The organism is Paenibacillus rhizoryzae (genome assembly GCF_059686995.1).
In genome coordinates, this window is sequence record NZ_JCAALT010000001.1 from 99,871 (window position 1) to 126,132 (window position 26,262).

The window sequence follows — 26,262 nt, forward strand, 5'->3', positions numbered from 1 at the left end:
TAGCCCCAGGAGCAACACATCCGCAGAAAAGTGGCGGAATGAGGTGAAGAGTAGCCCCAGGAGCAACACAAGAAGCGTACCCAGAGGTCTACATGGTAGCGAAAGCAGTGAAATTCGCACAAGAAGCGCACCAAGAGGTCTACATGGCAGAGAAAGCAGCGATTATTGCTCAAGAAGCACACCTAGAGGTCTACATGGTAAAGAACATTCAACGGATAATGAACAGCTGTGAGGGTAGAGGAGATGTACGCCAATGGCAATCAAGGGGTATTTGCAAGTAGCAGCGAATCAGCGAAGCTTTCAAGACGGAGAGGGGAGTCCGTTTTTCTGGCTGGGGGATACGGCTTGGGCTTGTCCGGGCCGAGCTAGCTGGGAAGAGTGGGTGGACTATGTGAATACCCGGTCCGCGCAAGGTTTCAATGCCATTCAGCTCAATTCGCTGCCCCAGCATGATGCGTTTCAGCCGATTTTTCGAGAAGGACGGAGACCGTTTGCCCTGATAACAGAAGAGAGTGCAGATGGTCGGATCTTCAACTGGGATTATGATGCGATTCAGGAAGATTACTTCGATCATTTGAAGAGGATGATCGCGTACGCTAACGACAAAGGGATGGTTATCGCGCTCATCGTGCTTTGGTTCGAGCATGTTCCGAATTCTCGGCTCGACGTCATCTCTGTTCATCCCGGTATGACGGTGCAGCAGGCGATTCGCTACGGAACGTATTTGATAGAGAAGCTGGAAGCGTTGAATATCGTATGGGTCGTGAGTGGTGACGATGAATTTAAGGGTGAAGGCGTCGCAGCATTTTATAGCGAGGTCGGTCTTGCAATGAAGGAAGCCGAGCCGTATGGACGGCTGATCACGACCCATCCGGTGCATAAATCGGGCGATACGTATCATCATGCGAGCTGGCTTGATTTTAATATGGTGCAAAGCGGTCATAGCTTAAACCAAGAATACAACCTGCGTCTTATCCGCGAGGAATGGGATAAACAGCCGCCTAAGCCGGTACTTAATGCAGAGCCATGCTACGAGCATCATTCTCAAAGTGGACGTGAGAGGCGCTTTGACCGATACGGGGTTCGGCGCGCCGGCTGGCGTAGCGTGCTGGAGGGATCGTTAACAGGCATCACTTATGGTGCCTATTGGATTTGGAATTGGGCGAAGAGCGGAGAAGCGCCCCTTAACGGAACCCCTTCATCATATAGCTGGAGAGATGCAATAGCGCTTCCGGGCGCCTACGATTTGGTTCGTATGATGCGGCTGCTCACAACGTTACCATGGTTTGACCTCAAGCCAACATCAGAGAAATTGCACAGTACGCATCCGTTTACGGTATCGGTAGCAAGTACGGAAGATGGCAGCCTGCTGCTGGCCTATTTGCCGGAGAATTGCGAAATTCGTCTTGATGTGGGCGGATTGATGGGGGAGGGGAAGTCGGCAGCCTGGTGGAATCCGGAGAGCGGGGAACGTTTTGCGGCGGACGATCAGATCGAGAACAACGAATTCGTTGGCAGCTCACCTTTTGAGAAGGATGGACTGCTAATCATTAGTTAACGCGGAAGCAGCCAGTGCTGCGGGAGAGAAGGAGAAGATTATATGTACTCGGCACCGATCATGCTATTGCTGGATACCAGCATGACGATTGATCATCAACGCATTCGGCAGGCGGTTTCAGATATAAACGAGAAGGGCTTCGATACGGTTTGCGTGGAGTTCCGCAACAATATCTATGATGAATACGATCCGCAAGGCAAGGCTGCGATTCAAGTGGTTTCTGAGGCATGCACGAGGCTGGGGTTGCAATTTCTGATCATTATGCCGATGCTCGGGCCGAATATCGTCAAGGAGCATCCGGAAGCACGCCAATCTTGGGCGGTCGAGCATAACGGCCAAGTCATCGATAACCGGTTCTCCATAGCCATTAAGCGCGTGCATAATGTCGGATATGTGAATACCGATCCAAGAGTGCGAGGCGTCGCAAAAGCTTTTCGCATCGTCAGAGATGACAACCGGCGAATCATCGAAGCCGCCGATATTACGGACCGGATTACGTTTGCCATCGACATGAACATCGAGACGATACTCTCCGGCACTTGCGATCAGGATGGGGAAATTCTCGTGTATGCGCGGTATGATACCGACTATATGGATTTTGCATACAACGGGATGCACAGATCAGTAGATTCATTCTTGGAGCAATATGAGGGTTTGCCGCTCGACGGCTATGCCATCGATGAATTCGGAGCAGGCTGCAGATCGAGCGAGGATGTGTATGTTGTCGGGGGTCATTTTCTTGCCGCGTTTGAAGCCAAATACGGCTATGATTTGCTGGACCGACTCTACCTCCTGAAGAATGAAGCAGTCGATACTTGCGCGGGAAAAGTGCGATACGATTACTATCAACTAACAATCGACCTCACGTACGGTTTGCAGAAGTATGTGAAAGACCGCTACACGGAGCGTTTCGGCGAAAATTTGTTCGGGGGCTTCCACAGCACATGGTGGGGAGAAGGCAACTCAGGCGATCTATGGGCGGGGAATATCGACTATTTTAGGCTGACGGATAATCTAAGCGGCGGGTTTGTCGATGCGCAATTCGATGCCGAACGAACGATGGTATCCATGACGATGCTTGCCGAGTCGCTTGCCAAATATTCCTCGAGCGGCCATGCCTACAATATGTGCTGGGATCGAAATACAACCAAGGAGAAGCTGGATTATTACCAGCGGCTGCTGGCCGTCCGCAATGTGCGATGGGTCGGTCATGCATACGGTTATGTTGGTCCATTCGGCCCCGGATATCCCGATCACAGCACCTGGACGGATACGAAGGTTTGCCTGGAGAGACAGAAAACCTTCCAGCGGTTCATTGGCAAGGCAGTCAGCAGACCCAAGCATGCGATGATGTACATATGGGAATCGGTCGCTTTCTTCAACAACGAGTATATGCATTACCACAGGCTTAGTCTGAAGGCAGCTCTCGATAAAATGATGCAGGAACACTACGAAATCGATCTCATTCCGACGAGTGAAGCGGATTTGGAGCGGTATGATACCTTAATCGTGTTATGGCCGACCATGTTGCCGGAGGCTGCATGGCAATCGATTCAAGGGTATGCCGCAACAGGCAGAAGAGTGATCTTCATCGGTCCGCCGGCGCAGTGTACAGTGGAAGGTCGCGACATTCGCAGTGAGTTCGAACAGTTAACCGGCGCTCAAAGCGGGAATCCGTTCGCCGGCAAGCTCTATAACGGCGATTATGAATATGTAGAATGGGATATTTGGTTCGCCAAATCCAAAATCGACATGAAAGTTTTCCCGCTAACGCCGCTAGATGGCGAAACGACGCTGGTTCACGATGGTGACATCATAGGGGTCAACAAGCTGAATGTGGACTATTTCTCGTTTGAAATGCCGCTCACGCCGTATTTTGAAACGTTATTGGCTACATTTACACATGCGCGAGAGCTGGATCTCCCTCCGGATACGATCAGCAAAGTTTCTTATGATGGCGACAATGCGATCTTGTCATTGACCGGACGCTGGGGCGCGCGAGTCAACTGCAGCTTCACTTTTAGAGGCAATACGATTGCGATTACGGATGGCTTGCTGGTAGGCATTCGTTTAGAAGGGAATCGTGTTGTCGAGATTATCAGCGATGCGGATTGTACGATTGAAGTGGATGGCAGGAAGCGAGAATATGTGACGATCGGGTAGATGTTGTACCAAAGAGAGGCCGAGCATTGAAAAAAATGGCTTGGCCTTTTCTTCTACCCTATTTACAAACCGCTGGTCGGTTTTTATAATAAAGATAACAGTCAACAAATGGAAACGCACAAACCAATAAATCAACATGGAGGTGCCGATCGTGAAGCAAGAGGAACGCAGGGAGCAGACCATTCGCTTATTGCTGGAGGCAACGAAGTCCCTAGTGCAAGAGAAGGGCTGTTCATCGTTAACGTTGAAGGACATCATGGAGCGGTCGGAGCTTTCGAAGGGGGCCATCTTTCATTATGTGAAGAGCAAAGATGAATTGTTTGCCTGGGTGCTGCTGGAGCGGCTTGAAGAAACGAATAACCGGTTTATGAGCGAGGTGGGGAGGAAAGGCGGCGAGTTTGAAGGACCGATGGGGAGTATTGCAAGTAGTTTCAACAGCTTGGAAGAGACGGATGACGTCACAAACAAGGTGTTTGTATATTTGCTGGGCAAGGAGGAGGATCCTGCAGTTGCCGAGGCTCTGAATCTATTCTATGAGCGCTCCGTTCAGCTGTCTCGGAGCTGGATCGCCGCAGGTCAGGAGCATGGTGTAATCCCGCCTGCCATCGATGCGGATCGTACGGCGGAGCTGTTCGTCTTGCTATCGTTTGGGCTGCGAGTCCGTTCTTCATTTTCCATCGTGAGCGGTCATTTCACAGCCGCACAATTCGCTCAGTTTATTGCCGGCATGCTTAAACCTACTACCTAATACTAGGAGGAATGTTGATTATGGCACCTTTTATCGTATTGATAGGTTCATGGTTATTGTTTCGTTGCTTGGGATTGGCAGGCTTGTCTTACTTTGACGGCTGGCAGACGCCGATGCAAGCAGCGGTTGCCCTTATGCTGCTGCTGACCGCATCTGCTCACTGGGGGAGCAGACGGCCGGATCTGATCCGGATGGTCCCGTCAGTCTTCCCGAACCGAGAATGGATTGTGACCGCGACCGGATGGCTGGAGCTTGCAGGAGCGGCAGCTCTTCTCATCCCGCTGACAGCTCCTGCCGCATCGATATGCCTGGCGCTGCTCTTCGTGGCCATGTTCCCGGCGAATGTGCGCGCGGCACGGGAGAAGCTCACCGTCGGTGGTAAACCCGTGCCGGGACTTCCGCTAAGGACGCTTCTCCAGCTTATTTTTATCGCTGCCGTTCTGCTCGCTTCGCCAATTGTACAGCTCTAATCTAGTACTGATTCCATCCGTTTCCGATGACGGAGCGTTTCGGATAGGAATAGCCGGTTACAGGTACAGGAATACTAGGTGCCGCCGCTGCCACGCCTTGCACCATTTGTCCTGCTGTATTGCATGTATTTGGCGGGCCTATGAACACGGTTTGCGTAATCGGCGCGAGTGTTTCCTTCACCATTGCTTCATTGAGACAATAGGTATGAGCCAGAACATTCGCAGGAGTCAGTCTTAGCAAGTCGGATCCCCCGATGAACTGAGGAACCGGTGCGTCGAATATGGCTAATACATGGGTATTATCCATCGTTGCGACTTCGTAATGCCACCATCCCTGAGGAATATTGACCACCTGTCCCGGTTGGCTGATAGGGAAGTTAAGCAGCTCATTCGTAAAAGGGTTGATTAAAGAGACGACCATCGCGCCGGAGATCAGGTAAACGAGTTCAGCCGCATTCTGATGGTAGTGGGGCTCGACAACATTTCCTTTACTCATGAAGATGTCCAGCAGCGAAACATCAACGAGTGTATTTAACTGTTGGTTGGATAAGGTGTTAATGTAGTTACGGGCATCTTTTCTGAACGTGGTATTGTTATTGAGATTATACGTGAATTGGACCGACGGAGACGTGTAGTCCATGTATGAAACCGTCATAGCTCTCCCTGCTTTCTTAAATTAATAGGCATTTGGCATGGGATATGTTATGTCGGTCGCGGCAAGAACGTGTTTCCGCATGGAAAGATTGCAGCGTCTTGCAAGTGCTCGACACGCCTAAATAGGCGTGTTTTTTGCGTAAAAGGTGAACTCGTTGTATTGTAAAAAGATGTTATAGGAGCAGGAAGGTGTAAGAGAATGTGGAGCACGCTGCTGACGGCACTGATCGGAGGATTTGCATTTAAGCTGATGCATGCCCCGATTCCGTGGCTGCTCGGACCGATGATTGCGGTGTTGATTGGAGCTAATCTGCTAGGCAGAACCTACAAGTGGCCGATGCAAGCAAGAAATGCCGGCATGATCATCGTAGGTTATACGATTGGTCTGTCGATGACAGCAGCTGCACTGAGGGAGATGTCCTATCAGCTGCCGTCCATGATGCTGATGATCGTGTTATTATTACTATTTTGCACGGGAATGGCTTATCTCGTTTCGAAGCTATCGCATACGGATTTCAAAACGGCGCTGCTCGGCAGCGTGCCCGGCGGGTTAACGCAGGTCCTTGCGCTTGCGGAAGAGACCGAAGGGGTTAATCTGACGATCGTAACCGTCACACAGGTTATCCGGTTGATGATGATCATTATTTGTGTACCGCTGCTCATATTTAATCCGTTCTTCGGGGAGGCGCATCTTGAAGGAGCATCAGCAGTGTCGGAGTCAATCGCAAGCGCAGCTGCTGTTGCTGATTGGGGCGGCTTGTTTCCGAATATTCTCCTGTTCGCTCCGGTAAGCGTTGCTTGCGCTGTGCTTGGCAACAGAGTGAATTTCCCTACCGCTTATTTGCTCGGACCGGCTCTTGGAACGGCGATCCTTCAGCTAAGCGGGCTGCATGGTCCGTCGCTGCCATCGCTCCTAATTGATGCTGCTCAATTCATGATTGGTACCTATGTAGGGCTGCTCTTGAAACCGCAGCAGCTGCCGAATAAGCTGAGGACGATAGCTCTGGCAATTGGAAGCGGCCTGCTGCTCATACTAGGCGCTTCAGGATTCGGCTTCGTGCTGACGAAGCTGCATCCGATCTCATTGCCTACGGCACTTCTAAGCCTGGCACCGGGAGGCATGGATCAGATGGGCATCATCGCGCATGAAATTCAGGCGGATCTGTCGATGGTAGCGGGCTATCAGTTGTTCCGCACCTTCTTTATTTTCTTCGCAGTTCCGCCGCTGCTTCGGATGATGTTCAATTACAGCTCAAAGAAACGAAAGAAGCAGGAAGCGGAATCGTAGTCGTAGTCGGCTAGTTGTGCCTTACCCGCGACCTTATTTTGGGTAATAAGTAAAACCCGGGAATTTGACGACCGCCTGCTCTTCTTTACGCAGCGCATCGAGTACCGTAGGTCCGACATTCAGATTACGCGCTACGAGGTTCTTAGGCGTGAGCGCCATCCATTGATTTAATGAAATGTCTTCAAATCGATCGCTCTTGAAAATTTCCAGGAACCACAGGGACTGGCTGCCTGTGTTCTGAATATAGTGGCCATTGGCGAAAGGGACATAGCCAACATCGCCCGCTCTGTAATCGAACGTACGGGCTGCTCCGTTACCGGCAAATACCGTCATTCTTCCTTGACCGGTCAAATAATATTGCCACTCATCATTGTTGGGATGCCAGTGCAGCTCCCGCATGCCGCCGGGTTCAATTTCGACAAGCGCCGCAGCTACCGTACGTGATATCGGGAAGTTTGTGGAGTCCACGATTCTGACGTTTCCTCCGGAAGATTTGACCGGGGTTTGGGCGAGTAAGCTGTGCTTGAAGGTAAGAGGCACGGTGCCGTAAGGGGATTGGATGGCCTGATCCGCAATGGACCCGGGAATACTGTCCTGGAAGATATAAACCTGATGGTGCGGAATGTCGTCAAATGCACTTTGCGGAACGCCGAAGTTGGCGGACAACACATCTTTGGGCGTATGCGCAAACCAGTCGGAGATGGATAGTGTATTTAAATCAGAGAAGGCCCCGTCATCGAAGACGAGGAGAAATTCGCAGCCTTCCTCCAGCCCTTGAATGGAATGCGGCAACCCCGCCGGAAAATACCACAGGTCTCCCGGACCGACATCGGCAATAAAATTGCGCCCCTGCCAGTCCATAGACGTAATGCGCGCGCAGCCCCGTATCATGTAGGACCATTCCGCTTGCTGATGCCAATGCAGCTCGCGAACGCCTCCCGGTGTCAAACTCATATTCACGCCGGCGAGCGTTGTTGCAATGGGCAGATCCCGCACTGTAATTTCACGCGACCAGCCGCCTTGTTTGAGGACCATGTGGGTATCGGAGAACGACATTTTCAAATTCGGCACCAAGCCTGCATCCGTTGCAGGAGGCACAAGCATATCCGGATTCTCCATATCTCTCATAATATCGCGCGGTCCTAAATCAAGACCGCCTGCGCCATCGCTTCGGATCGGCTGCGGAATATGCAGCGTCTTCCTATCGTCTGGGGTAGGATTTGTCATGAATTCGATTCCTCCTATACATCTCTGGTACATCCCCAATATGTATGAGCGACAGCCTGGCAAGAAGACCATTTTCACCCCCATCCGTGACAGGATTCTCTATTATCCGTCCTACTGTGGGGGTATCATTTAGACATGTCTTTTCATTGGTCTATAGCGAATCCCTTTCAATGATCGTGTAAGCAACATTCGTACGCTGCGGGATGTCTCGGCCTTGAATGCTGGCGACTAAGTATTCAGCGGCTCTGCGTCCGATCTCATCAACGTGAAAATCAATCGTAGTCAGCGCAGGATCAACGTAGTGAAGAATATCGATGTTATCAAAGCCCATGATTCCTGCCTGCTCCGGTATCCGGATATGGTTCGCCTTCAGAAACCGCATCACGTCGAGGGCGTAGATATCGCTGCTGCAGAGAATCGCGGGCTTCTCGTCCGATTCCGTTATCAGCTGCAGCAAGCTTTCCATGTAATCATAATCCGTAATGACGGTATAACGGATATCAGGCAGCTCGGAGCAGGCTTCGAGAAACCCTTTATAACGCTGCTCCGGCACATAGATATTGCTCTTGCCCTTGTATCGCAGCGGTGGACTGACATACAGAATCCGGCGGTAGCCTTTGGCGGCGATATGGTGGACGGCTGTTTTCATGGCTTGTTTGTCATCGATCCAGACGAATGGCACCTTAGCAGATACCCGATTGGCGAAGGTGACGATCGGAACGCCGGATTGCTTCAAGAAAGTATCGAAGGCCGTGCCCATGTTAACCGGTGACAGCGCAATGCCATCGACCTTACGGTCCAGCAGATTGTTGATATATTCCATTTCCAGCTCTTTGTCCTTGTTGGTCAGCACGAGGTAGACGAAATAACCGTGCCTTCTGGCCTCCGCTTCGAAAGAGTGGAACAGCTGCGAGAAGATGCGGTTATACACGTCGAAGAGCACGATGCCGAGCGTCTTCGTTTCGCCTTTCACCAAGCTTTGGGCCAGAAAATGCGGTCGGTACCCGAGTTCACCGGCAACCTTCATAATCTTCTCGCGCGTAGCTCCATTGATGCCGGGACGGTTATTAAGCGCACGATCGACCGTACCCCGAGTTACTCCGCACAGCTCCGCAATTTGTTTACTTGTCACTTTCATCAGCTTCCGGCAGCCCCCGACTTTAGATTCATGGTTTTGCGATAATCGTAGTATAGAACGAGGGCTCAGGTCAATCCGTTCATGTGCACGATAAGGGAAAAACGAAATTGGATTGCAAAAATAATAGCGTTTACAAAAATATACATGACTGCTACAATAAAATCGTTCACGTGCACGGTGACCCCGTGCAGCTCAAATTAACAAGCAGTCTTAAACAGTACATCATTCATAGCAGAACCATAAACGAGCCTATAAGGAGCGATCGACAAATGGTTTATTCGAAAGAGCAATTATTCGATTCATCAGGGCAGCGTACATATTCGGAGGAAGCAAAGGAAGCGGCTTTTCTGCTAGGCGGAATCGGGACGGGGAATATCTCGATCGGCAGCCGCGGGGAGTTTAGAGATTGGGAAATCTTTAACCGCCCGGGTAAAGGCGATCTGCTGCCGAACACTTACTTCTCCATCTGGGCGAAGCAAGAAGGCGAAGCGCCGGTAGCGAAAGTGCTGGAGTCGAGATTACCGCTGCCCCACAGCCGCTCCCATGGCTACCATCCGATTACAGGCGCCGGATTGCCTCGTCTTGAGAAGTCGACAATGCGCGGCGAGTATCCGCTCGTTTGGGTGGATTTTGAAGATAAGGAGCTGCCTGTACAGGTTTCGCTTGAAGCGTTCACGCCGTTTATTCCGCTGAATACGAACGATTCCAGCATTCCAGGCGCATTTATGACGTACACAGTCACCAATACATCGAATAAAACGGTCGATGTCACGATCGCAGGCTCGCTCATGAATCCGATCGGCGGATTGAATTATGACTCGTTCGGTAACTTGGATTTACGCAATACCGGCGGAAACTTTAACGAGTTTCGTGAGGATGGCGGGATCTCCGGCTTGAACTTCACCTCGAACGCATTTGGCGAAGGGGAACTGAATTTCGGCAGCCTTTCACTGGTAACGACGAATCCGAAGGTAACTCATAAACGCGCGTGGTTTCGCGGCGGCTGGTACGATTTTCTGCAGGAGTTCTGGGATGATTTTGTCCAAGATGGCCAACTGAATGACCTTGGCTACGATACGCCTTCCGAGAAGAACCGGACGGATACGGGCTCCCTCGGCGTATGCGAGACGCTGGCTCCCGGCGAGACGAAGACGTTTGCGTTCGTGCTGGCATGGCATTTTCCAAACCGCGTCAACGGCTGGAATGATCATATCTGCGTGAAGGATGAGGACCGCCATATCACGCAGAACTATTACGCAGGTTTGTTCGACTGTGCTTGGTCTGCGGCCTCTTACCTGGTGAGTAATCAAGCGCGGTTGACGCAAGAAACGAAGCTGTTTCACGGTGCGCTGTTCTCGTCCACGCTCCCCTCGCATGTGCTTGATGCCATTTCGAGCAACATCACGGTACTGCGCAGCCCGACCTGCTTCCGGTTTATTGACGGGCGGTTCTTCGGCTATGAGGGCTGCTTCGATCATCAAGGGTGCTGCGACGGAAGCTGTACGCATGTATGGAACTACGCCCAAACGCTTGCGTTCCTCTTCCCTGAGCTGGAGCAGAGCATGCGCAGAACGGAGTTTCTGACGGAAGTCGAAGAAGATGGCAAAATGAATTTCCGCGCGTTTAAGATGTTCCAGTCGGAATGGACATGGCAAGGCACTTCTGCTCCTGCCGCTGCCGACGGCCAGATGGGCACCATCATGCGCGCCTACCGCGAGTGGAAGCTGACAGGCGATGATGATTTTCTGCGCGAGCTGTGGCCTTCGATCCAGAAGACGTTGAATTATGCGCCGCTGCACTGGGATACGGATGGCGACCTGGTGTTTGATGGCGTGCAGCATAATACGTATGATATTGAATTCTATGGACCGAACCCGCTTACGGGCGTATTCTTCTTAGGAGCACTTCGCGCGGGGGCTGAAATGGCTGCGTATTTAGGTGAAGAAGCGACGGCTAAGAAGTATGCGTCTGCATTCGAAACGAGCTCCAAGCAACTCGATGAGCTGACCTGGAACGGCGAGTACTATGTGCAGCGTCTCGAAGACGTGGATGCGCATAAGTATCAGCATGGGATCGGCTGTTTGTCGGATCAACTGCTTGGCCAGCAGCTTGCACATTTGTACGGACTTGGTTATTTGCTGCCGAAGGAACGTGTGCAAAGCGCGATTCATGCGGTGTTCAAGCATAACTTTAAAGAAGATTTCTACAACCATGTCAATTGCCAGCGGACATATACACTTAATGATGAGAAGGGCTTAGTGCTGTGCTCGTGGCCGGAAGGCGGCCGTCCGAAGCTGCCATTCGTGTATTCCGATGAGGTGTGGACCGGTATTGAGTACCACGTAGCGACGCATCTGATCTACGAAGGGTTCATTGAAGAGGGGCTAACGATTGTAAAAGCCGTGCGCGACCGCCAAGACGGATTCCGCCGCAGCCCTTGGAATGAAGTGGAGTGCGGCCATCACTATGCAAGGTCGATGTCCAGCTGGGGGCTCCTGATTGCACTAAGCGGCTTCGAATTCGATATGGCCCGCGGCCAGATGAAGTTCGCGCCTGTTATTAATGAAGCGGATTATACGGGCTTCTGGAGCACGGGCCGCGCGTGGGGAACGTACAGTCAGAAGCAGGTCGATGGCGAGTATGAGATCGACGTGAAAGTACTGTATGGCGAAGCTTCCGGCGTGAAGGTCTACGCAGGCGGCAAAGAGTTTACGCTGTAAGAAGTAAGTGAGAGGCTGTCCCAGAAGTGCTGTTTATGGCTTTTGGGACAGCTTTTGTTTTGCCTGTAATGTGCAACTATCTCCTCTGAGCTTCGTCTAGATAGGAAAGCGAGTCCGTTTCCAGCTAATGATTCCAATAGACGAGGTGTTCAAATGATGAAGAAATGGTTGATTGGCATGCTGGTATGCACATGCCTCATAAGCTCGGGGAGCAGCTTCGCACAAGCAGCCGAGGTGCAAGCGGAAGCTATCACAGTTGCGGTAAATGATCGCATGATTGAATTCGATACCAAGCCGATGAATGATCATGGAACCGTATTGGTCCCGCTTCGTTTTGTCGTGGATGAGCTGGGCGGCCAAATAACAGGATGGAGCAACAACGAAGTAATCGTCACCAAAGGAACCGCAACGATTCGCATGAAGATTGGCTCAAAGACGATCTTAATGAATGAGGAGCCGCTTATGCTTATGCTTCAGGCAGCGCCTAAGCTGATTAACGGGCGAACGCTCGTGCCGCTTCGGGTTCTCTCGGAGGTGTTTGGAGCAACGGTCCAATACGAGGACCATCACGTTCAGATCCACACTGCTGTATCGGAACCGATTCATGGCAACTCCATTGGCAATCTCAATAACGGCGGCTGGTATGTAAGCGACAAAGAATGGATCTATTACAACAATCAAGATGATAGCGGCAGGTTATATAAAACGAAGTACGATAGCTCGGAGAGTCAACTGGTCAGTGAGGACAAGTATGTTGGGGCTCTGAATCTGGTTGGAAAGCAATTGTACTATACAAGCGACAACAAGCTTTTCAAGTGTGATATCGATGGGGCGAACCGGACGCTTGTGCATGATTTTGGGCTGGGGGCAAACCTGGTATCCGTAGTTGGGGATTGGATTTACTATACGCAGGGCACTTATATGTACAAGCCGCTGTATCGCATGAAGCTGGACGGCACATCCAGAGAGCTGCTTGAGAAATACCAGGTATCCAGCATCGCGGTGACGAATGGAAAGATTTATTACACCATCGAAGCTCAGAAGTTATTCGTGATGGACATCGATGGACGCAATAAGAAAAAGTTGCTCGCGGGGGATTACATTACCTGGGTCGAAGTGAAGGGTCAGACTCTGTATTTCAATTTCAAAGGGAAGCTGTACACCATGCATACAGATGGATCGGCTTTAACGAAAATCTCGGATCTGGATGCGCGCAATATTAATATTCAAGGCGATCGGCTCTATTTCAGTAACAACAGTGAATATAGCAAGCAGCTATATCGGCTGAATCTACTGGATCACACCACACAGAAGCTGAGCGATGATAAGGTTTATTATGTGCATATTTTGGATAAGAAGCTGTTCTTCTATAACCCTGATATCCGGGTCGTTGAAGAGATTGAGATCGAAGGGGAATAATAAGCAGGCGGATATGCAGGAAACGGAGGTGATGAGCCTTCTGCAGTCCCATCTATAGGGGAGAAGCGGCCGCTTGCCGAATCTTATGGGATCCGAATGGACGAATGGAGCAGCTTAAGCTCTTATGTAAGCCATATCCGGATGCGCTTCAGAAGGCGGTTGCGGATACCTTCATGTGGGAGGCGGTGTTCTCGATTGCCAACGCGCATAAAGGTGTGAAGCGCGGTGACGTATCCTATGTTGCGGGTCACCTGTTTCGCGCAGTGAGCTGCATGACGCAGGTGTTGTTTGCGCTCAATCGGACGTATATGCTGAATGAGAAAGGTGCGGTTGCAGCCTGTGCGAGCTTCCCGATTAGTCCGGCGGACTTTGCTGAGCGAATTGAACGGAGCTACGCGCAGTTATCGACGGAACGGAATGTCTTGGCATCCGCCGTGAAGGATATGGATGCGCTGGTCCAGGAAACGGAACGATTGCAGGCAGAACAATTACGTTAACTTGTAGCGGATTAAAAGGCTGGGCAGGGGGATACCTGCCCAGCCTTTTTGATTTTCATAAGTAAATCTGCGAATCGGCACGATCAGCCTTGAAATCTACTGTTCAGCGATCGTTTAATTTGCTATCGTTGGTAGATACTAGATGAAGCTACGAGAGGGGGATTTCATGATGAACGTACTATTATTCGGCGCCACGGGCATGGTTGGGCAAAGCGCTCTTCGCGAATGTCTCGTAGATCCGCAAGTGACTGCGGTTACCTCAGTCGGACGGAATGTGACGGGACAGAAGCATGCCAAATTGACTGAGATCAAACAGGCTAATTTGATGGATCTATCTGCCATCGAGAATCAATTAACAGGCTTTGACGCGTGTTTCTTCTGTCTTGGCATATCGTCCGCAGGGATGAGCGAGGAGCGTTATACCGCGATTACCTATGATCTGACGCTCAGTGTGGCGAAGACATTGGCACGGTTGAATCCGCAGATGACGTTCATCTATGTGACGGGCAGAGGTACGGACAGCACGGAGAAAGGTCGCAGCATGTGGGCGCGAGTAAAGGGGAAAACGGAGAACGATCTGCTGAAGCTGCCTTTTAAAGCCGCTTACATGTTCAGGCCCGGCGGGATTATTCCACGGCATGGAGTGAGGTCTAAGACCAAGCTTTATCAAGCCATTTACATCCTAATGAGACCGTTCTATCCGCTGCTGGAGAGAGGTTTCAAGAGCGCCATGACATCATCGGATAAAGTTGGGCGAGCCATGATTTTAATCACCAAACAAGGTTATTCGAAGCCGCTCATTGAAAGCGATGATATCAACCGAATAGCTTCACAACACACATGAACTGCGAGGAATTCCGATGTCGATGAAGCCAGCGCCGCTTCCGCAATCCATTCTATTTGAACTCATTCTGGCTGTAATCGTCGGTGGAACGGTCATTACCGCATTCTCGCCGCTTTATGGGAATGGCATCCTGAATGTCATCGTTCCGATCGTTATTTTATTGGTCTTGAAGGCAGATTTCTTTGAAAAGCTGAAGCTCTCCACGCTGCTGATCGGGCGAATATTGGTTGTCGTCACCTTCCTCGGTTTCTTCCCGGACAACTGGCTCGTTCCTACCATTGTGTGGCTGCTTCGCATCAATATCTTGGAAGCGGCGCTGACCGATTACAAGAATCGAAGCTATTACAACGTCATCTCGGGCATCGCTTTGATAGCATCGTCCTTCGTTCTGCAAGGGGAGTGGCTCGGAAAGTATTACGTCACCACAAACGAAGCGATGATCTATTGGGCGATCTCCTACACGTTATGGAATTGGAACTTCGTTATTTACACGTTCAAGCAGCAGATCGGGTTTTACCATATTGCTGTACTCATTTCCCCAATGCTGATCGTGCTCGGGGCGTGGAATCCGGGGTTATGGCTGATCATGCGGGCGAACAGCTTGACGGTTGCAGGAATTTTTCAAATTTCGTGCAAAAGCTACCTAGAGCAAAACCTCCGGAACGACTCGCTCACTGCCTTTATCGCAGCGGTTAAGCGAAAACCTGCGCAGCTTGCAGTGATGGTACTCAACGTGCTGCTTTGCGCGCTGACGCTGGTTCTTGCAGGGTTAGGCTAAAGATTGGTTTGATTATTCTTGAAGCTATATCTATTAAAGCGTGTCGGGAGAGTCCGTTGGACGTTTCTCGACTTTTTTTATGCAGCAAGTGTTATAAACGGTGAGTCGCGGTCCCAGAGCAGGAGGAGAAGTCATCGTTGACGAATGGAATAAGCAATATGCAGCCTTTTCCCTTTTAATAGTCAAGCAGCAGAAGGCGGGCATCCGTTCCACTTTGAACACGAACTCTTGAGAGGGGCTTGTTTTATGAGTAATCGCATCTTGCTTAGCGGCAAGGAATGGACAGTGACCGGCTATAATCGCAACCAGTGGAAGCTCGGTATGAGCATGGAGCTGGGATTTAGCATCAACCCCATGCTGCCGGCAATGCAGGCTGTAGTGCCGGGCGCAGTGCAAAGGGATTTAATCGCGGCGGGCTGGCTGCCTGATCCCAACGAAGGCTTGCGGAGCATGGAGCTGGAGTGGGTGAACCACCGGGATTGGGTTTATGAGCGACGGTTCGAAGTGCCGGAAGGTTGGGTGCAGGACCGCTGTGAATTGGTGTTCGAAGGACTGGATTACCGTGGATTCATTTATCTTAACGGCGAGGAAATTGCGGCCTTCGAAGGAATGTTCCTTCCGGTGACCATTGATGTTGCGGCTAAGCTGCGTGTAGGTGCTGGGAATGAGAATCGTCTTCAGCTTGTTTTTCTGCCGAGTCCTGAGCTGGATGGGCAGATTGGCTACTCGAATGAGATCAGCAAGGTGAAGTCGCGATTCAATTACGGCTGGGACTGGTGCCCGCGCATCGTGCCTGTTGGCATATGGAAGGATGTAAGCCTGCGCAGTTATACAGCGCTGAAGTTGATTGATTTCTATCCGAAGGCTGTTCCGGCTGAGGAGGGTGACGGCGGTGTGGTGCTGTATGGCTTGGCAGCGGAAATTTGGCGGCCGGGCAGCTACACGCTGGCTTGTGAATTACTCGATGAGCATGGCGACCTGGTACATCGAGAAGGGAGTACCTATGAAGTTCGGGGCGGTGGCGTACGTCGATTAGAACATGAAATGTCGATTGAAGCCGTTCGCCGCTGGTGGCCTAACGGCTATGGGGAGCAGCCAATCTATCAGGCGAGGGTTTCGGTTTATGATGCGGATGGACGAGTATGTGCTGCAGATGAGAAGACAGTTGCATTTCGCACGCTTCAGTTTGTTCAGAACGAGGATTCCCCTTCAGGTGCGCTGCCTTATACGCTGCTGGTGAACGGCGTGCGGGTATTCTTGAATGGAGTGAATTGGGTGCCGATTTCACCGTACTTCGGCGGTGTCACGAGCGAAGATTATTCGCATTACCTTGGTCGATTTAAGGCGATGAACGTGAATTTGCTTCGCGTATGGGGCGGCGCGATTACGGAGAAGGAAGACTTCTACGCATACTGTGACCGTCATGGGCTGCTCGTCTGGCAGGAGTTTCTGCAATCTTCCAGCGGGCTGAACAATTGTCCGCCGGATAATGCCGCATTTCTGAAGGAGCTGTCGCGGGTGTCGCGGGCTGCCGTGACCGAGAAGCGCTCGCATCCGAGTTTGATGGCATGGTGCGGCGGCAATGAGCTGATGTGGGAGAATTTCTCGCCGGTAGATGAGCGACATGGGAATATTGCGATGCTGAAGAAGCTGGTGGAGGAGCTGGACCCCGGTCGCCAGTTCTTCCCGTCAAGCGCGTCCGGCCCGAGATTCGGCGCAACCGAGGAGGAGTTCGGCAAAGGGCTTCATCACGATGTTCATGGACCGTGGCTGTACCTGGGAGAGGAGAACCACTATCGATTCTTCAATCACAATGACAGCTTGATCCAGACGGAGACAGGAACGCCCGGCACCTCAAGGGTGGAGCGGATTCTCGGGTTAGCTGATCGCATGTCCCCATGGCCGCCTACAAGGGATAATGCTTATTGGCTGCATCGCGGCGCATGGTGGATTCAATGGGAGCAGCTCTCCGATATGTTCGGCCCGTGGGACAAGGAGCGGGATGAGCTGGAGCAATACTGTCAGGCCAGCCGGTATTTGCAGCTGGAATCGCTGCGGTACATGGCGGAGGCGACACGTCGAAGAGAGCCTCGATCCTCGGGTTTTATGATCTGGATGGGCAACGAACCGTTCGCCAACAATGCCAACACCTCCATGCTTGAATATGACGGGATGCCAAAGCCGGTTTACTATGCAATGAAGAAAGTATTTGGCGGCTTGCATGTATCTGCGCGGTATGATCGCCTTTCTTACCGGGCAGGTGAGTCGTTTGGCAGCGGGATTTTCCTGCATGCGGATCGGGCGGATCAGCAGTTAGAGCCTTTTGCAGTCGATGCGCAGCTGGCGCAGGCAGACGGAGCGGTCATTCAAAGCCAGCGTTTCTTGGCGCAAGTCGGACGATTGAACGGTTATATTGGCAAGCTGGAATGGCAAGTTGAGGATCTGCCCGGTTCTGTGCTGATTTTGCGATTGGCTGTATGCGACGAGCATAGTCAGCAGATTGCAACGAATGAGTACCTTTTTACCGTAAATGCGGCTTGTCCGCTTGAACCGCTCAGGAGACTGCCTGCGGCAGAGGTTCGAGTTCGGCAAGGCGACCTTCCGGAACAGCTCACTTTGGCCAATTTGTCTGAGATGGCCGCAGTTGGCGTTTATTTGATTCAGCGGGATGCCAGTCAGCTTATCCATTTGGATCGCAATTATGTGACGCTGCTTCCCGGGGAGCAGCTCACAATTAGTTCGATGAATGGTCCGGTGACGCCGGAGCAGTTTTACGTTGAAGGAATGAATTTGAGTGATCTGCCAATTTAGGATTCAATCATCCCCGTATCTCTGACCTTGATTCGGACGTTAACTTTGACAGGCAGTTTAGGATAGACGGATTTCCAATCGAGACGTTTCCAAGATTCGTAGGACATGCTGTTTCGTACGGCGATGCCGAAACCTAAACTGTCTGTGCCAAGCGATTGCAGCCGGTTAACGATCGACTGTAATTCTTCACGCAGTGCTTTGGACATGTCCTGCTCCAGCTGCGTGAAGGGGGTATCTTTCTCCAGATGCTGTTTGCCGTCATATTCAAGAATAATGCCGCTGACCCGGACATTTAACGTGACCTCATTCGAGGAGCCGACCTTATGAACGGAGATCGATCGTTTCGTAATCAATTGAGAGAGCATAGCCCTTTCTTGTATGCCCGTAACGTTATTGGAGAATTTAAGAAGCAGCTCACCGTTCTTCATGTTCTTAAGCATCATTAAGAACTGGACAGCCTCGTCGGATCCCAGCTTACCCTTGTAACTGTCGTCCCTAAATAGTGCGATTCCGTCAATTTGCACGTAATCCTTCTCCTGCGCGATCAGCGGTAGAATGGGATCGATGCCGTCATCGTAATAATCGCGAACAAATGCGTACAGGTCGCCGGATGGCACTTCGTTTATTTTCCCTTCCTGCTCGACGAGAGCGCTAATATGATCGCTGATGGAGGGGATACTCGGGTATGGATGGGTTAGTAATTTAACCGCGCTCCCATTTGCAATGATGATACGGATCTTCTCGCCAACCGAATAGTCGCGGCGATAAGAATCTAAGTATTTCCATATTCCGGTTGATGCGATTTCATTGCCGAATATTAAATTCTGAAGCTGGCCGGAGACGAGTATTTGGCTTGTTTTGAGCGAAAGCTTACGGCGTGCTTCCTTCGTAGACTCCGATTCCGTCTGCAAATTAGTCACTTGTGTCTGCCCTCCGGGCCCAATACGGGGAATCGCAACGGCAACCGTGATTTTGGTTCCTTTCGAAGTGCCATCCTCTTGTTTCACAGCGTCGACAGCCGCGCTGTTTACCATTCCCAGGTCCTCAAGCTTCTGTTCTTTGATGCATCCTGTTAGCAAGAGGAGCGCAAGAAGCATAAATACTCGTTTATACATGTTTTCGCCGCCCCTTACAATGACCGATATAAATGAGAATAAGCAGCAATGCCGGCAGCAGGAACGCGACTCCGATTTCCGATATGCCCACGTAGTGAAGCCATAGTTCGGTTTTCTGCAAATTACCGCGATCCCACATGACGACGATCACAGCAAGGAGTGCCATTGCCAAATAAGGAATAAGTCGCTTCCTCGCCGTTGTCGCCATATTCTTGACCAATTCAAGTGCCGCCCAAACATACATGGTTGTAATAATAAGGGCTCGCAGCAGAAAGAGATTGAAGATGAAATCATCTACGCGCTGTATGAACGGGAAGCGGATAAACGATAACGTATTTAAAGACGGATAGGCGAGCTGTTTCAACTGTTCGAAGCTATAGAAGCTGAAGGTAAGGAACGCAATAAAACAATAAACCAGCGTCACAATGAGGTTTGAAATTTGAAAACCTTGCATTAATCGAGTCTTTTTGCCTGAATAGGGAAAAAGCAATAGGGACAATTCATAGCCTAGGAATGCAAAATAGATGTTGATCATACCTCGTAAGGTAAACGCGGCATCTTTGAACAAATAAGGTGTGAAGCGAGCAAAGTTGAAATGATTGATTAACGTTCCCGGCACCAGGATTAGCAGCCAAAACAGACAAACAAAAAAAATCACGGCAGCCGTAGCTATACCAATGATGTCTTTGCTCAACATCAATAGAACGAGAGCTCCGAGCAGGATGTATAAGTAGAGAGGGTTAATCGTCGGAAACGACGTGGAGCGCAAGATTAGTAAATATTGTTTGCTGATCAGGACCCCTAACACGGTCCATAGCAGGATAAGCAAACTGCAGAGAAGAACCACAATACCGGAAGGCAGTACGCGTCTTGCGATCTTGTAAATACTGGCACCTTTGCCGAAACGATAGACTAAAGCTATCAGCCATATATTGACGGATGCAATAACGCCGAATCCGAACAGGGCCAGCCACCCGTTATAGCCAAATTCTTCAGCGAGAAAACGCGGCATTTCGAACGAAATAATGCCGTACTGTAACGTAATGGCCAGGATGATGATTTGAGAAAACGTTAGTTTCGCATCCATAGGGAACTCCTAGCGTGTGGACGATTTGGGGTTTTTTCTGGCCTTGTCTATCCATTGCACCGGTGCGCGAACGATCATATCGAACCAATTGCCAGGTGACATGTACGCACCGGCACCACCGAACGCATTTTTCCCGGACAGCTGGATGACGAATAATGCAAGCCCGATAACGAGTCCGAAGTTGCCAAGCAAACCAGCCAGTACAATGATGCCAAACCTAAATAGCCGTATCGCAGAGCTCATGGAGTAGCTGGGAATGACAAAGGATGCTATTGCGGAAATCGATACCGAAATAATAAGAATATTGCTTGTTATCCCGGCTTGTACGGCAGCTTGGCCAATGACTATTCCTCCAACGGTGCCGATGGTTGTCCCAACCTTGGTTGGTAGACGGGCTCCTGCTTCACGGAGCAGCTCGATGGTAAACTCCATAATGATGGCTTCCATTAAAGGCGTAAACGGAACCTTGTTACGGGACTCCATCAAGTTATTTAGCAGCGAAGGCGGGATCATCTCGTAGTGATAGGTGACAACAGTAACATAGAACGCGGTAAAGCCTAGCGTAATAAACAAAGCGATGTATCGCAGAAGTCGTATAGCGGATGAGACAAGCCAAGACATGTAATAATCGTCCGTCGAGGAGAAAAATTCATAGAAAGTAGCAGGTGCGCTGAATGCAACCTGGCTTCCGTCCAGCAGGCCGACTAAATTGCCTTTTGCAAGCTTACTCACAGCTACGTCTGGTCGCACGGTAGTTAGAAACTGAGGGAAAACCGTGAAATTTCTAGGGTCCAAATACTGCGTGAGCGTGTTCGTATCGAGCACTATATCGGTTTGAATGCCGCGCAGTTTCCCGCACATCAGCTGGACATCCTCGGGGTCGGCCGCACCTTCGAGATAGAGGAGGGACATCGTCGAAGCAGACTTATCGCCGAGCTTGAAAGATAACGATTTTAACCGAGCGTCTTGAAGTCGTCTGCGGATGAGGGATAAATTTGTGCTTAGTGATTCCGTGAACGAATCCTGCGGTCCGCTAATGACGGTTTCTGTATCCGATGAGGTGATGGAGCGGGCATCCGGCGAATACGAGTCGTACAGATAAGCTTGCCCGCTGTAGTAAATAGCGACTTGTCCGCCAAGTATGCCTTGCGTTAATTGATCCAAAGAAGCGGATTGTACATATTGGGATTGTGTCAGCTGCTCCTCAATTTGTGCTTGGTGTTTGTCAATGGCTCCGAACGGCTCCAGCACATCTTTGCGCAGTTGTTCTTTTCCCGTCAGGTGGGCGAAATAAACCAGATCTATGGCGTGAAGGGGGAACTTCTGATGTACGAGGTCCGCACAATGTTCGAGCGCTTGAAGCGTCCGGCTAAGCAATTCAGGATCGGTTTTCTTCGCAGCATCCTTCACAAGAAATTCCACACTTTCTTCATATCCTATTATGGCCTCGCTTTAGTATGAAGAGCGGCTGGGATTTTTATGCAAATACTAGGAAGCGTCAGCTGTATAGGGGCCGAACAGCAGGAAGGGTCCCGTTGGCTGATCTATACCGCTTCGTGGTAAACTAGGATAAAACGGGCAAGTGAAGGAGCCTTCTCAGCATGAAAATCATGAAATACATCCTTTCCGTTATTATCCTGGCAGCTTGTGCTGCAGTGGGCGTTATCTATGCTTCTTCCTCGTCCTCCCAGCCCGCTACCGTGAAAGATATTGAAGCGGAATGGGCATTTACGCAGGCCGGAGGTCAGCCGGATCAACTGCTAATAGGTGTAATCAATGACGCGGAAACCTCGCTTGATATTGCGATCTACAGCCTAACGAAACCGGATATCGTCGATGCGATAAAGAAGGCGAAGAAGCGCGGGGTTGCCGTTCGCATCATAACCGACCGAACCCAGTCGGGCGGCAAAGCACAGAAAGAAGCGCTTAAGCTGCTCGGCAGCGCAGGCATTCCGATGAAGATCAACAAGCACAGCGGGCTGATGCATTTGAAAATGACGATCGCCGACGGGGCAATTGCAACGACGGGTTCATTCAATTATTCGAAATCCGCCAGCACCGATAACGATGAAGTGCTGATGGTGCTTCGCAACAGCGAGGTTGCCGAGTCCTTCTCAGCGCAATTTCAAGAGATGTGGGAGGACACAGGTGGCTTTGAAGCGATAACGCCTATCATAGCGGAGGATGCGCTTGAAGTTACGTCGCCGCTCGACGAAGCGGAGGACTCGGCCGGTGCTCAGGATGCCGAGTCTGCACCGGGTAAAACCGTTGTTTACCGAAGCTGCGCCGCCGTGAAGAAAGCCGGCAAAGCGCCGCTCCACAAAGGCGATCCCGGCTACAGTACGAAGCTTGATGGAGATAAGGACGGCATTGCATGCGAGAAATAGATGGAGCGAGCCCGCGCTTTGCGCGGGCTTTTTTTAGCGCCATTTTGAACGACAAAACTCGACATAAATTAAGGTGTGAATTAAAGGATTGCTTAAACAAATGTCGAATAAATGCTAAAAGAAGGATAATTATGTCTATGACTTACAGCAGGAGAGTGACTGCCTATGAGAACCTTTCTCCGCAACAGATTCAAGATCAATATGCTAAACAGCAGGCTCCGCATGTTAGGCGTCGTATTCGTACTCATAGTCGGTGTTTTCTGTACCGCGATCTTCTCCTACTTTGAGCTGGATCATCAAGAACGGGATATTCATAATCAGCTGGAACAAACGATCAGACTGCAGCAGCAGTACATTGATAAATGGATGTCCGACCGGATGTCGGAAATGAGTATGATCGCGAGTCTGCCTTCCGTGAAGAAGTGGGAGCGGAGTGAAATTGCATCCATACTGAACTTATCCCAAAGCAAACATAACGAATTTAAGGCCATGGGCTTGATCGATAAGGAAGGCTACAGCGTTTTATCCGAAAGCGATCTGAATGTGAAGGACCGTCCTTATTTTATCGCAGCACAGCAAGGCAAGGAGTCTATTTCGGATGTCATCGTATCGCGGAGAGATGGGAAACGGATCATCGTGTTTGCAGCTCCGGTACTGGACGCGAATCAACAATTCTTAGGCGTTGTTGCGGGAACGGTTGATTTGACGACCATCGAGCATTTGATGAAGCAATTCGCCTACGGAAAGAGTGGACAAACCTATCTCGTCGATGCGGAAGATAAGTTAATTACGGGAGCTGGCGCCGGTACAACCGAATTCGATTCGAAGCCTATTCGGACTGCCATCATGGAGAGAGCAAAGTTGAGCAGCAAGTCCAAGTCTGCTTATACGAATTATCGTGGCGTAACCGTCTACGGCGCGTATACGTATGCGAATAACGGCAGCTGGCTTGTCATCGGTGAAGCGGCCAAGGCAGACGTATTAGCCTCGCTTTATACGGAGCTCAAATATACGAGTCTATTTATTTTGCTTGCGATGGCGGCGGCGGTTTTCATTATGTTCCGCACAGCAAGGAAGATCACAGACCCGCTGAACCATCTGTTAACAGGCGTCAAACAGATCAAAGAAGGCGGCTACAATTACCGCATCGAACCGGAAGTGTTTAATAACGCTACCTTGGAATTTCAGCAGCTGTGTAGATTTTACAACTCCATGTCGGAGACGATTTTAGAACAGGTTGGGGCTCTAAGTGCGGAACGGAACTTTGTTTCTTCGATCATCGAGACGGCGGCATCTCTCGTTGTTGTCACCGATCCGGATGGTCGTATCATTCGGTTTAACCAATACTGTGAGCAAGTGACCGGTTATGTGTTCGAAGAGGTTCAGAGGCGTTCAATCATTGATTTTCTCGTACCGGTAGAAGAACAACCGGCCGTGCGGGTGCATTTCGATAACCTCATGAGCGCTAATGGGAAAACCCGTCATGAGAACCATTGGCGGACAGGGACAGGGGAGCTTCGGCTGATTGCTTGGTCGAATACGATTCTGAAAGGGCAGCAAGGCGAACTTGATTCGATTGTTAGCATCGGCATTGATGTGACGGAGCAGCGTTTGGTTGAACGGGCCATGATCGAGAACGAAGAGCGGATCAGATTGTTGGTCGGATCGATGGACGAAGTGGTATCTACCTTTGATTCGGAACTGAAGCTGACCGGTGTGTACGGCAGATCTATGGATTCGCTTATCCATGATCCGCATGCGTTCTATTCCGGCAAAACCATTCACGAGCTGCTCAGTGCGGACAACGCGAAGCTTCACGAAGAAGCCCAGCAGAAGGCGCTGCTTGAAAGAAACACCGTGTTGGATTGGGCGATCAGCTCGCCAACCGGCTCCACCTACCATCAAACCTCGTATTCACCGCTACGCGATAACGCGGGTCATGTGAAGGGAGTTGTTTCCGTCAGCCGAGACATTACGCAGTTAAAGCAAGCAGAGGAAGCATTCAAGGTCACGCAGGCCCGTTTGAATAATATTTTGGAAAGCATCACGGATGCGTTTATGGCGCTGAACAATGACTGGACCTTCTCTTATGTAAACAGTGAAGCTGAGCGGATACTCGGCAACAGTCGTGAGAGCATTATGGGCAGACTGTTATGGGATTGTTATCCGAATATCGTCGGTACTGCTATATTCAGCTCTTATCAAGAAGCGATGAAACAGCAAGTGCCGGTCTTTGCGGAGGAATATCTGCCGTTCTTGCAAGCCTGGTATGGCGTGCACATTTATCCGTCGAAGGATGGACTGTCCATCTACTTCCAGAATGTAACGCAGCGCAAGGAACTGGAGCAAGCGGCAAAAGAGAGCGAATCGCGACTGAGCACCATCATCGAAACGGTCCCGAACGCGATTGTCGTTGTAGATGCAACCGGACAAATTACGATGGCTAACCAAATGGCCGAGGATGTCTTCGGCTTAGGTAAGGAAGAGATTCTTAGTCGGACCTATTCGGATGACGCTTGGGTCTTGTACGATTTTAGCGGTCATCTTATGCCGAAGGAGGATTATCCGGTCGCACATGTGTTTCGAACGGGGCAAGTGGTGTCCAATTCCGAATTCGTGTATAAACGGGCGAATCAGTCCACCGTTATGGTTTCCTGTAATGCAGCGCCGGTTCTGGACAGTCGCGGGCAGATTACAAGTGTGCTCGTTTCACTCTCGGATATTACTAGCCGGATTGCAGTAGAGTCCAAGCTGCAGCTCGCTAACGACGAGCTGAAGAAGCTCTCTTCCTTGGATGGCTTGACCGGCGTGTACAACAGGAGATATTTCAATGAGCAGCTGCGCGCGGAGTGGGAGAAACATAGGGGCGATCATGCGCCATTGTCGCTAATTATGCTGGATATCGATTTCTTCAAAAGCTACAATGACACCTACGGTCATCAAGGCGGCGACACGTGCCTCAAGACGGTCGCTTCCGAAATTCGGGATTCGCTTCAGATACCGGATTCCTTCATCGCTCGTTATGGCGGCGAAGAGTTTGGCATCGTACTTCCGAATACTACTAGACAACAAGCAGCTGAGCTGGCCGAGTTCGTGAGGGTACGGATAGAGAATAACCGCATCCCTCACAGTAAGTCGACGGTGAGCAGTTACCTGACCATCAGTTTGGGAGCAGCAACTCTAATCCCTACGGTTGAAGAAGGCGAAGAGATGCTGGTTAGCTACGCAGACAAATGCCTCTATGAAGCGAAGAAGACTCGAAACTGCGCAGCCGTTTATGAACAAATGGAAGTGACTTTTTCTGAAGGATGATCAAACAAAAAAAGCCCAGGTTGAACTGTCCCATTTGTTAGATGAT

Annotated in this window: 19 protein-coding genes; 13 read left to right on the forward strand and 6 right to left on the reverse strand. The window is 50.6% G+C overall.

Translation table 11 applies throughout. The features are described from left to right. Window positions 1-253 precede the first annotated feature (253 nt). The 4 genes from AC6ESO_RS00390 to AC6ESO_RS00405 all read left to right on the forward strand — a co-directional run bounded on the left by AC6ESO_RS00390 (window position 254) and on the right by AC6ESO_RS00405 (window position 4,939). Complete coding sequence (locus tag AC6ESO_RS00390; protein WP_497089702.1) at window positions 254-1,558, forward strand: glycoside hydrolase family 140 protein; 1,305 nt, start codon at window positions 254-256, stop codon at window positions 1,556-1,558. A 42-nt stretch (window positions 1,559-1,600) separates the two neighbouring features. Next, window positions 1,601-3,721, forward strand: a complete 2,121-nt coding sequence (locus AC6ESO_RS00395) for a hypothetical protein (RefSeq protein ID WP_497089703.1) — start codon at window positions 1,601-1,603, stop codon at window positions 3,719-3,721. A gap of 151 nt (window positions 3,722-3,872) precedes the next feature. Then, entirely contained in the window at window positions 3,873-4,469 is a 597-nt protein-coding gene (locus AC6ESO_RS00400) for a TetR/AcrR family transcriptional regulator (protein ID WP_497089704.1), read from the forward strand. Window positions 4,470-4,489: 20 nt separating this feature from the next. After that, complete coding sequence (locus tag AC6ESO_RS00405) at window positions 4,490-4,939, forward strand: DoxX family protein (protein ID WP_497089705.1); 450 nt, start codon at window positions 4,490-4,492, stop codon at window positions 4,937-4,939. Window position 4,940: 1 nt separating this feature from the next. Here the strand turns inward: AC6ESO_RS00405 and AC6ESO_RS00410 are convergent, their stop codons facing one another. Further along, window positions 4,941-5,594: a cupin domain-containing protein gene (locus tag AC6ESO_RS00410; RefSeq protein WP_497089706.1), complete on the reverse strand. Its 654-nt coding sequence runs from the start codon at window positions 5,592-5,594 to the stop codon at window positions 4,941-4,943. 198 nt (window positions 5,595-5,792) lie between these two features. Here AC6ESO_RS00410 and AC6ESO_RS00415 point away from each other — a divergent pair, with 198 nt between their 5' ends. After that, on the forward strand, window positions 5,793-6,881 hold the full coding sequence (locus tag AC6ESO_RS00415) for an AbrB family transcriptional regulator (protein WP_497089707.1): 1,089 nt from the start codon (window positions 5,793-5,795) through the stop codon (window positions 6,879-6,881). A 33-nt stretch (window positions 6,882-6,914) separates the two neighbouring features. Here the strand turns inward: AC6ESO_RS00415 and AC6ESO_RS00420 are convergent, their stop codons facing one another. Both AC6ESO_RS00420 and AC6ESO_RS00425 read right to left on the reverse strand, forming a co-directional pair. Continuing rightward, on the reverse strand, window positions 6,915-8,108 hold the full coding sequence (locus tag AC6ESO_RS00420; RefSeq protein WP_497089708.1) for an oxalate decarboxylase family bicupin: 1,194 nt from the start codon (window positions 8,106-8,108) through the stop codon (window positions 6,915-6,917). 151 nt (window positions 8,109-8,259) lie between these two features. Next, window positions 8,260-9,246 carry a LacI family DNA-binding transcriptional regulator gene (locus AC6ESO_RS00425; RefSeq protein WP_497089709.1) on the reverse strand — a complete coding sequence of 329 codons (987 nt, stop codon included), beginning with the start codon at window positions 9,244-9,246 and terminating at the stop codon, window positions 8,260-8,262. Window positions 9,247-9,515: 269 nt separating this feature from the next. Here AC6ESO_RS00425 and AC6ESO_RS00430 point away from each other — a divergent pair, with 269 nt between their 5' ends. The 6 genes from AC6ESO_RS00430 (at window position 9,516) to AC6ESO_RS00455 (ending at window position 18,315) form a co-directional block, all read left to right on the forward strand. After that, entirely contained in the window at window positions 9,516-11,966 is a 2,451-nt protein-coding gene (locus AC6ESO_RS00430; protein ID WP_497089710.1) for a GH116 family glycosyl-hydrolase, read from the forward strand. A 153-nt stretch (window positions 11,967-12,119) separates the two neighbouring features. Next, a complete protein-coding gene (locus AC6ESO_RS00435) occupies window positions 12,120-13,385 on the forward strand; it encodes a DUF5050 domain-containing protein (RefSeq protein ID WP_497089711.1) in 1,266 nt (421 codons plus the stop codon). Between the two features lie 80 nt (window positions 13,386-13,465). After that, complete coding sequence (locus AC6ESO_RS00440; RefSeq protein WP_497090462.1) at window positions 13,466-13,882, forward strand: DUF4037 domain-containing protein; 417 nt, start codon at window positions 13,466-13,468, stop codon at window positions 13,880-13,882. A 169-nt stretch (window positions 13,883-14,051) separates the two neighbouring features. After that, entirely contained in the window at window positions 14,052-14,726 is a 675-nt protein-coding gene (locus tag AC6ESO_RS00445; protein WP_497090463.1) for an NAD-dependent epimerase/dehydratase family protein, read from the forward strand. Window positions 14,727-14,742: 16 nt separating this feature from the next. Beyond that, window positions 14,743-15,504 (forward strand): hypothetical protein, encoded by a 762-nt coding sequence (locus AC6ESO_RS00450; protein ID WP_497089712.1) that lies wholly within the window; start codon window positions 14,743-14,745, stop codon window positions 15,502-15,504. 246 nt (window positions 15,505-15,750) lie between these two features. Beyond that, window positions 15,751-18,315: a glycoside hydrolase family 2 protein gene (locus AC6ESO_RS00455; RefSeq protein WP_497089713.1), complete on the forward strand. Its 2,565-nt coding sequence runs from the start codon at window positions 15,751-15,753 to the stop codon at window positions 18,313-18,315. Here AC6ESO_RS00455 and AC6ESO_RS00460 read toward each other — a convergent pair. Genes AC6ESO_RS00460 through AC6ESO_RS00470 form a run of 3 tightly spaced genes read right to left on the reverse strand, consistent with a single transcriptional unit; the run spans window position 18,312 to window position 21,939 of the window. Beyond that, complete coding sequence (locus AC6ESO_RS00460; RefSeq protein WP_497089714.1) at window positions 18,312-19,430, reverse strand: Ger(x)C family spore germination protein; 1,119 nt, start codon at window positions 19,428-19,430, stop codon at window positions 18,312-18,314. The two genes, AC6ESO_RS00455 and AC6ESO_RS00460, sit on opposite strands and share 4 nt — an antisense overlap. Next, on the reverse strand, window positions 19,423-20,517 hold the full coding sequence (locus AC6ESO_RS00465; RefSeq protein WP_497089715.1) for a GerAB/ArcD/ProY family transporter: 1,095 nt from the start codon (window positions 20,515-20,517) through the stop codon (window positions 19,423-19,425). Before AC6ESO_RS00465 ends, AC6ESO_RS00460 begins: the two co-directional genes overlap by 8 nt. 9 nt (window positions 20,518-20,526) lie before the next feature. Continuing rightward, window positions 20,527-21,939 (reverse strand): spore germination protein, encoded by a 1,413-nt coding sequence (locus AC6ESO_RS00470; RefSeq protein WP_497089716.1) that lies wholly within the window; start codon window positions 21,937-21,939, stop codon window positions 20,527-20,529. Window positions 21,940-22,118: 179 nt separating this feature from the next. Between AC6ESO_RS00470 and AC6ESO_RS00475 the strand changes: the two genes are divergently transcribed. Beyond that, window positions 22,119-22,904 (forward strand): phospholipase D-like domain-containing protein, encoded by a 786-nt coding sequence (locus tag AC6ESO_RS00475; protein WP_497089717.1) that lies wholly within the window; start codon window positions 22,119-22,121, stop codon window positions 22,902-22,904. Window positions 22,905-23,069: 165 nt separating this feature from the next. Further along, window positions 23,070-26,216 (forward strand): diguanylate cyclase domain-containing protein, encoded by a 3,147-nt coding sequence (locus AC6ESO_RS00480; RefSeq protein WP_497089718.1) that lies wholly within the window; start codon window positions 23,070-23,072, stop codon window positions 26,214-26,216. The last annotated feature ends 46 nt before the right edge of the window (window positions 26,217-26,262 follow it).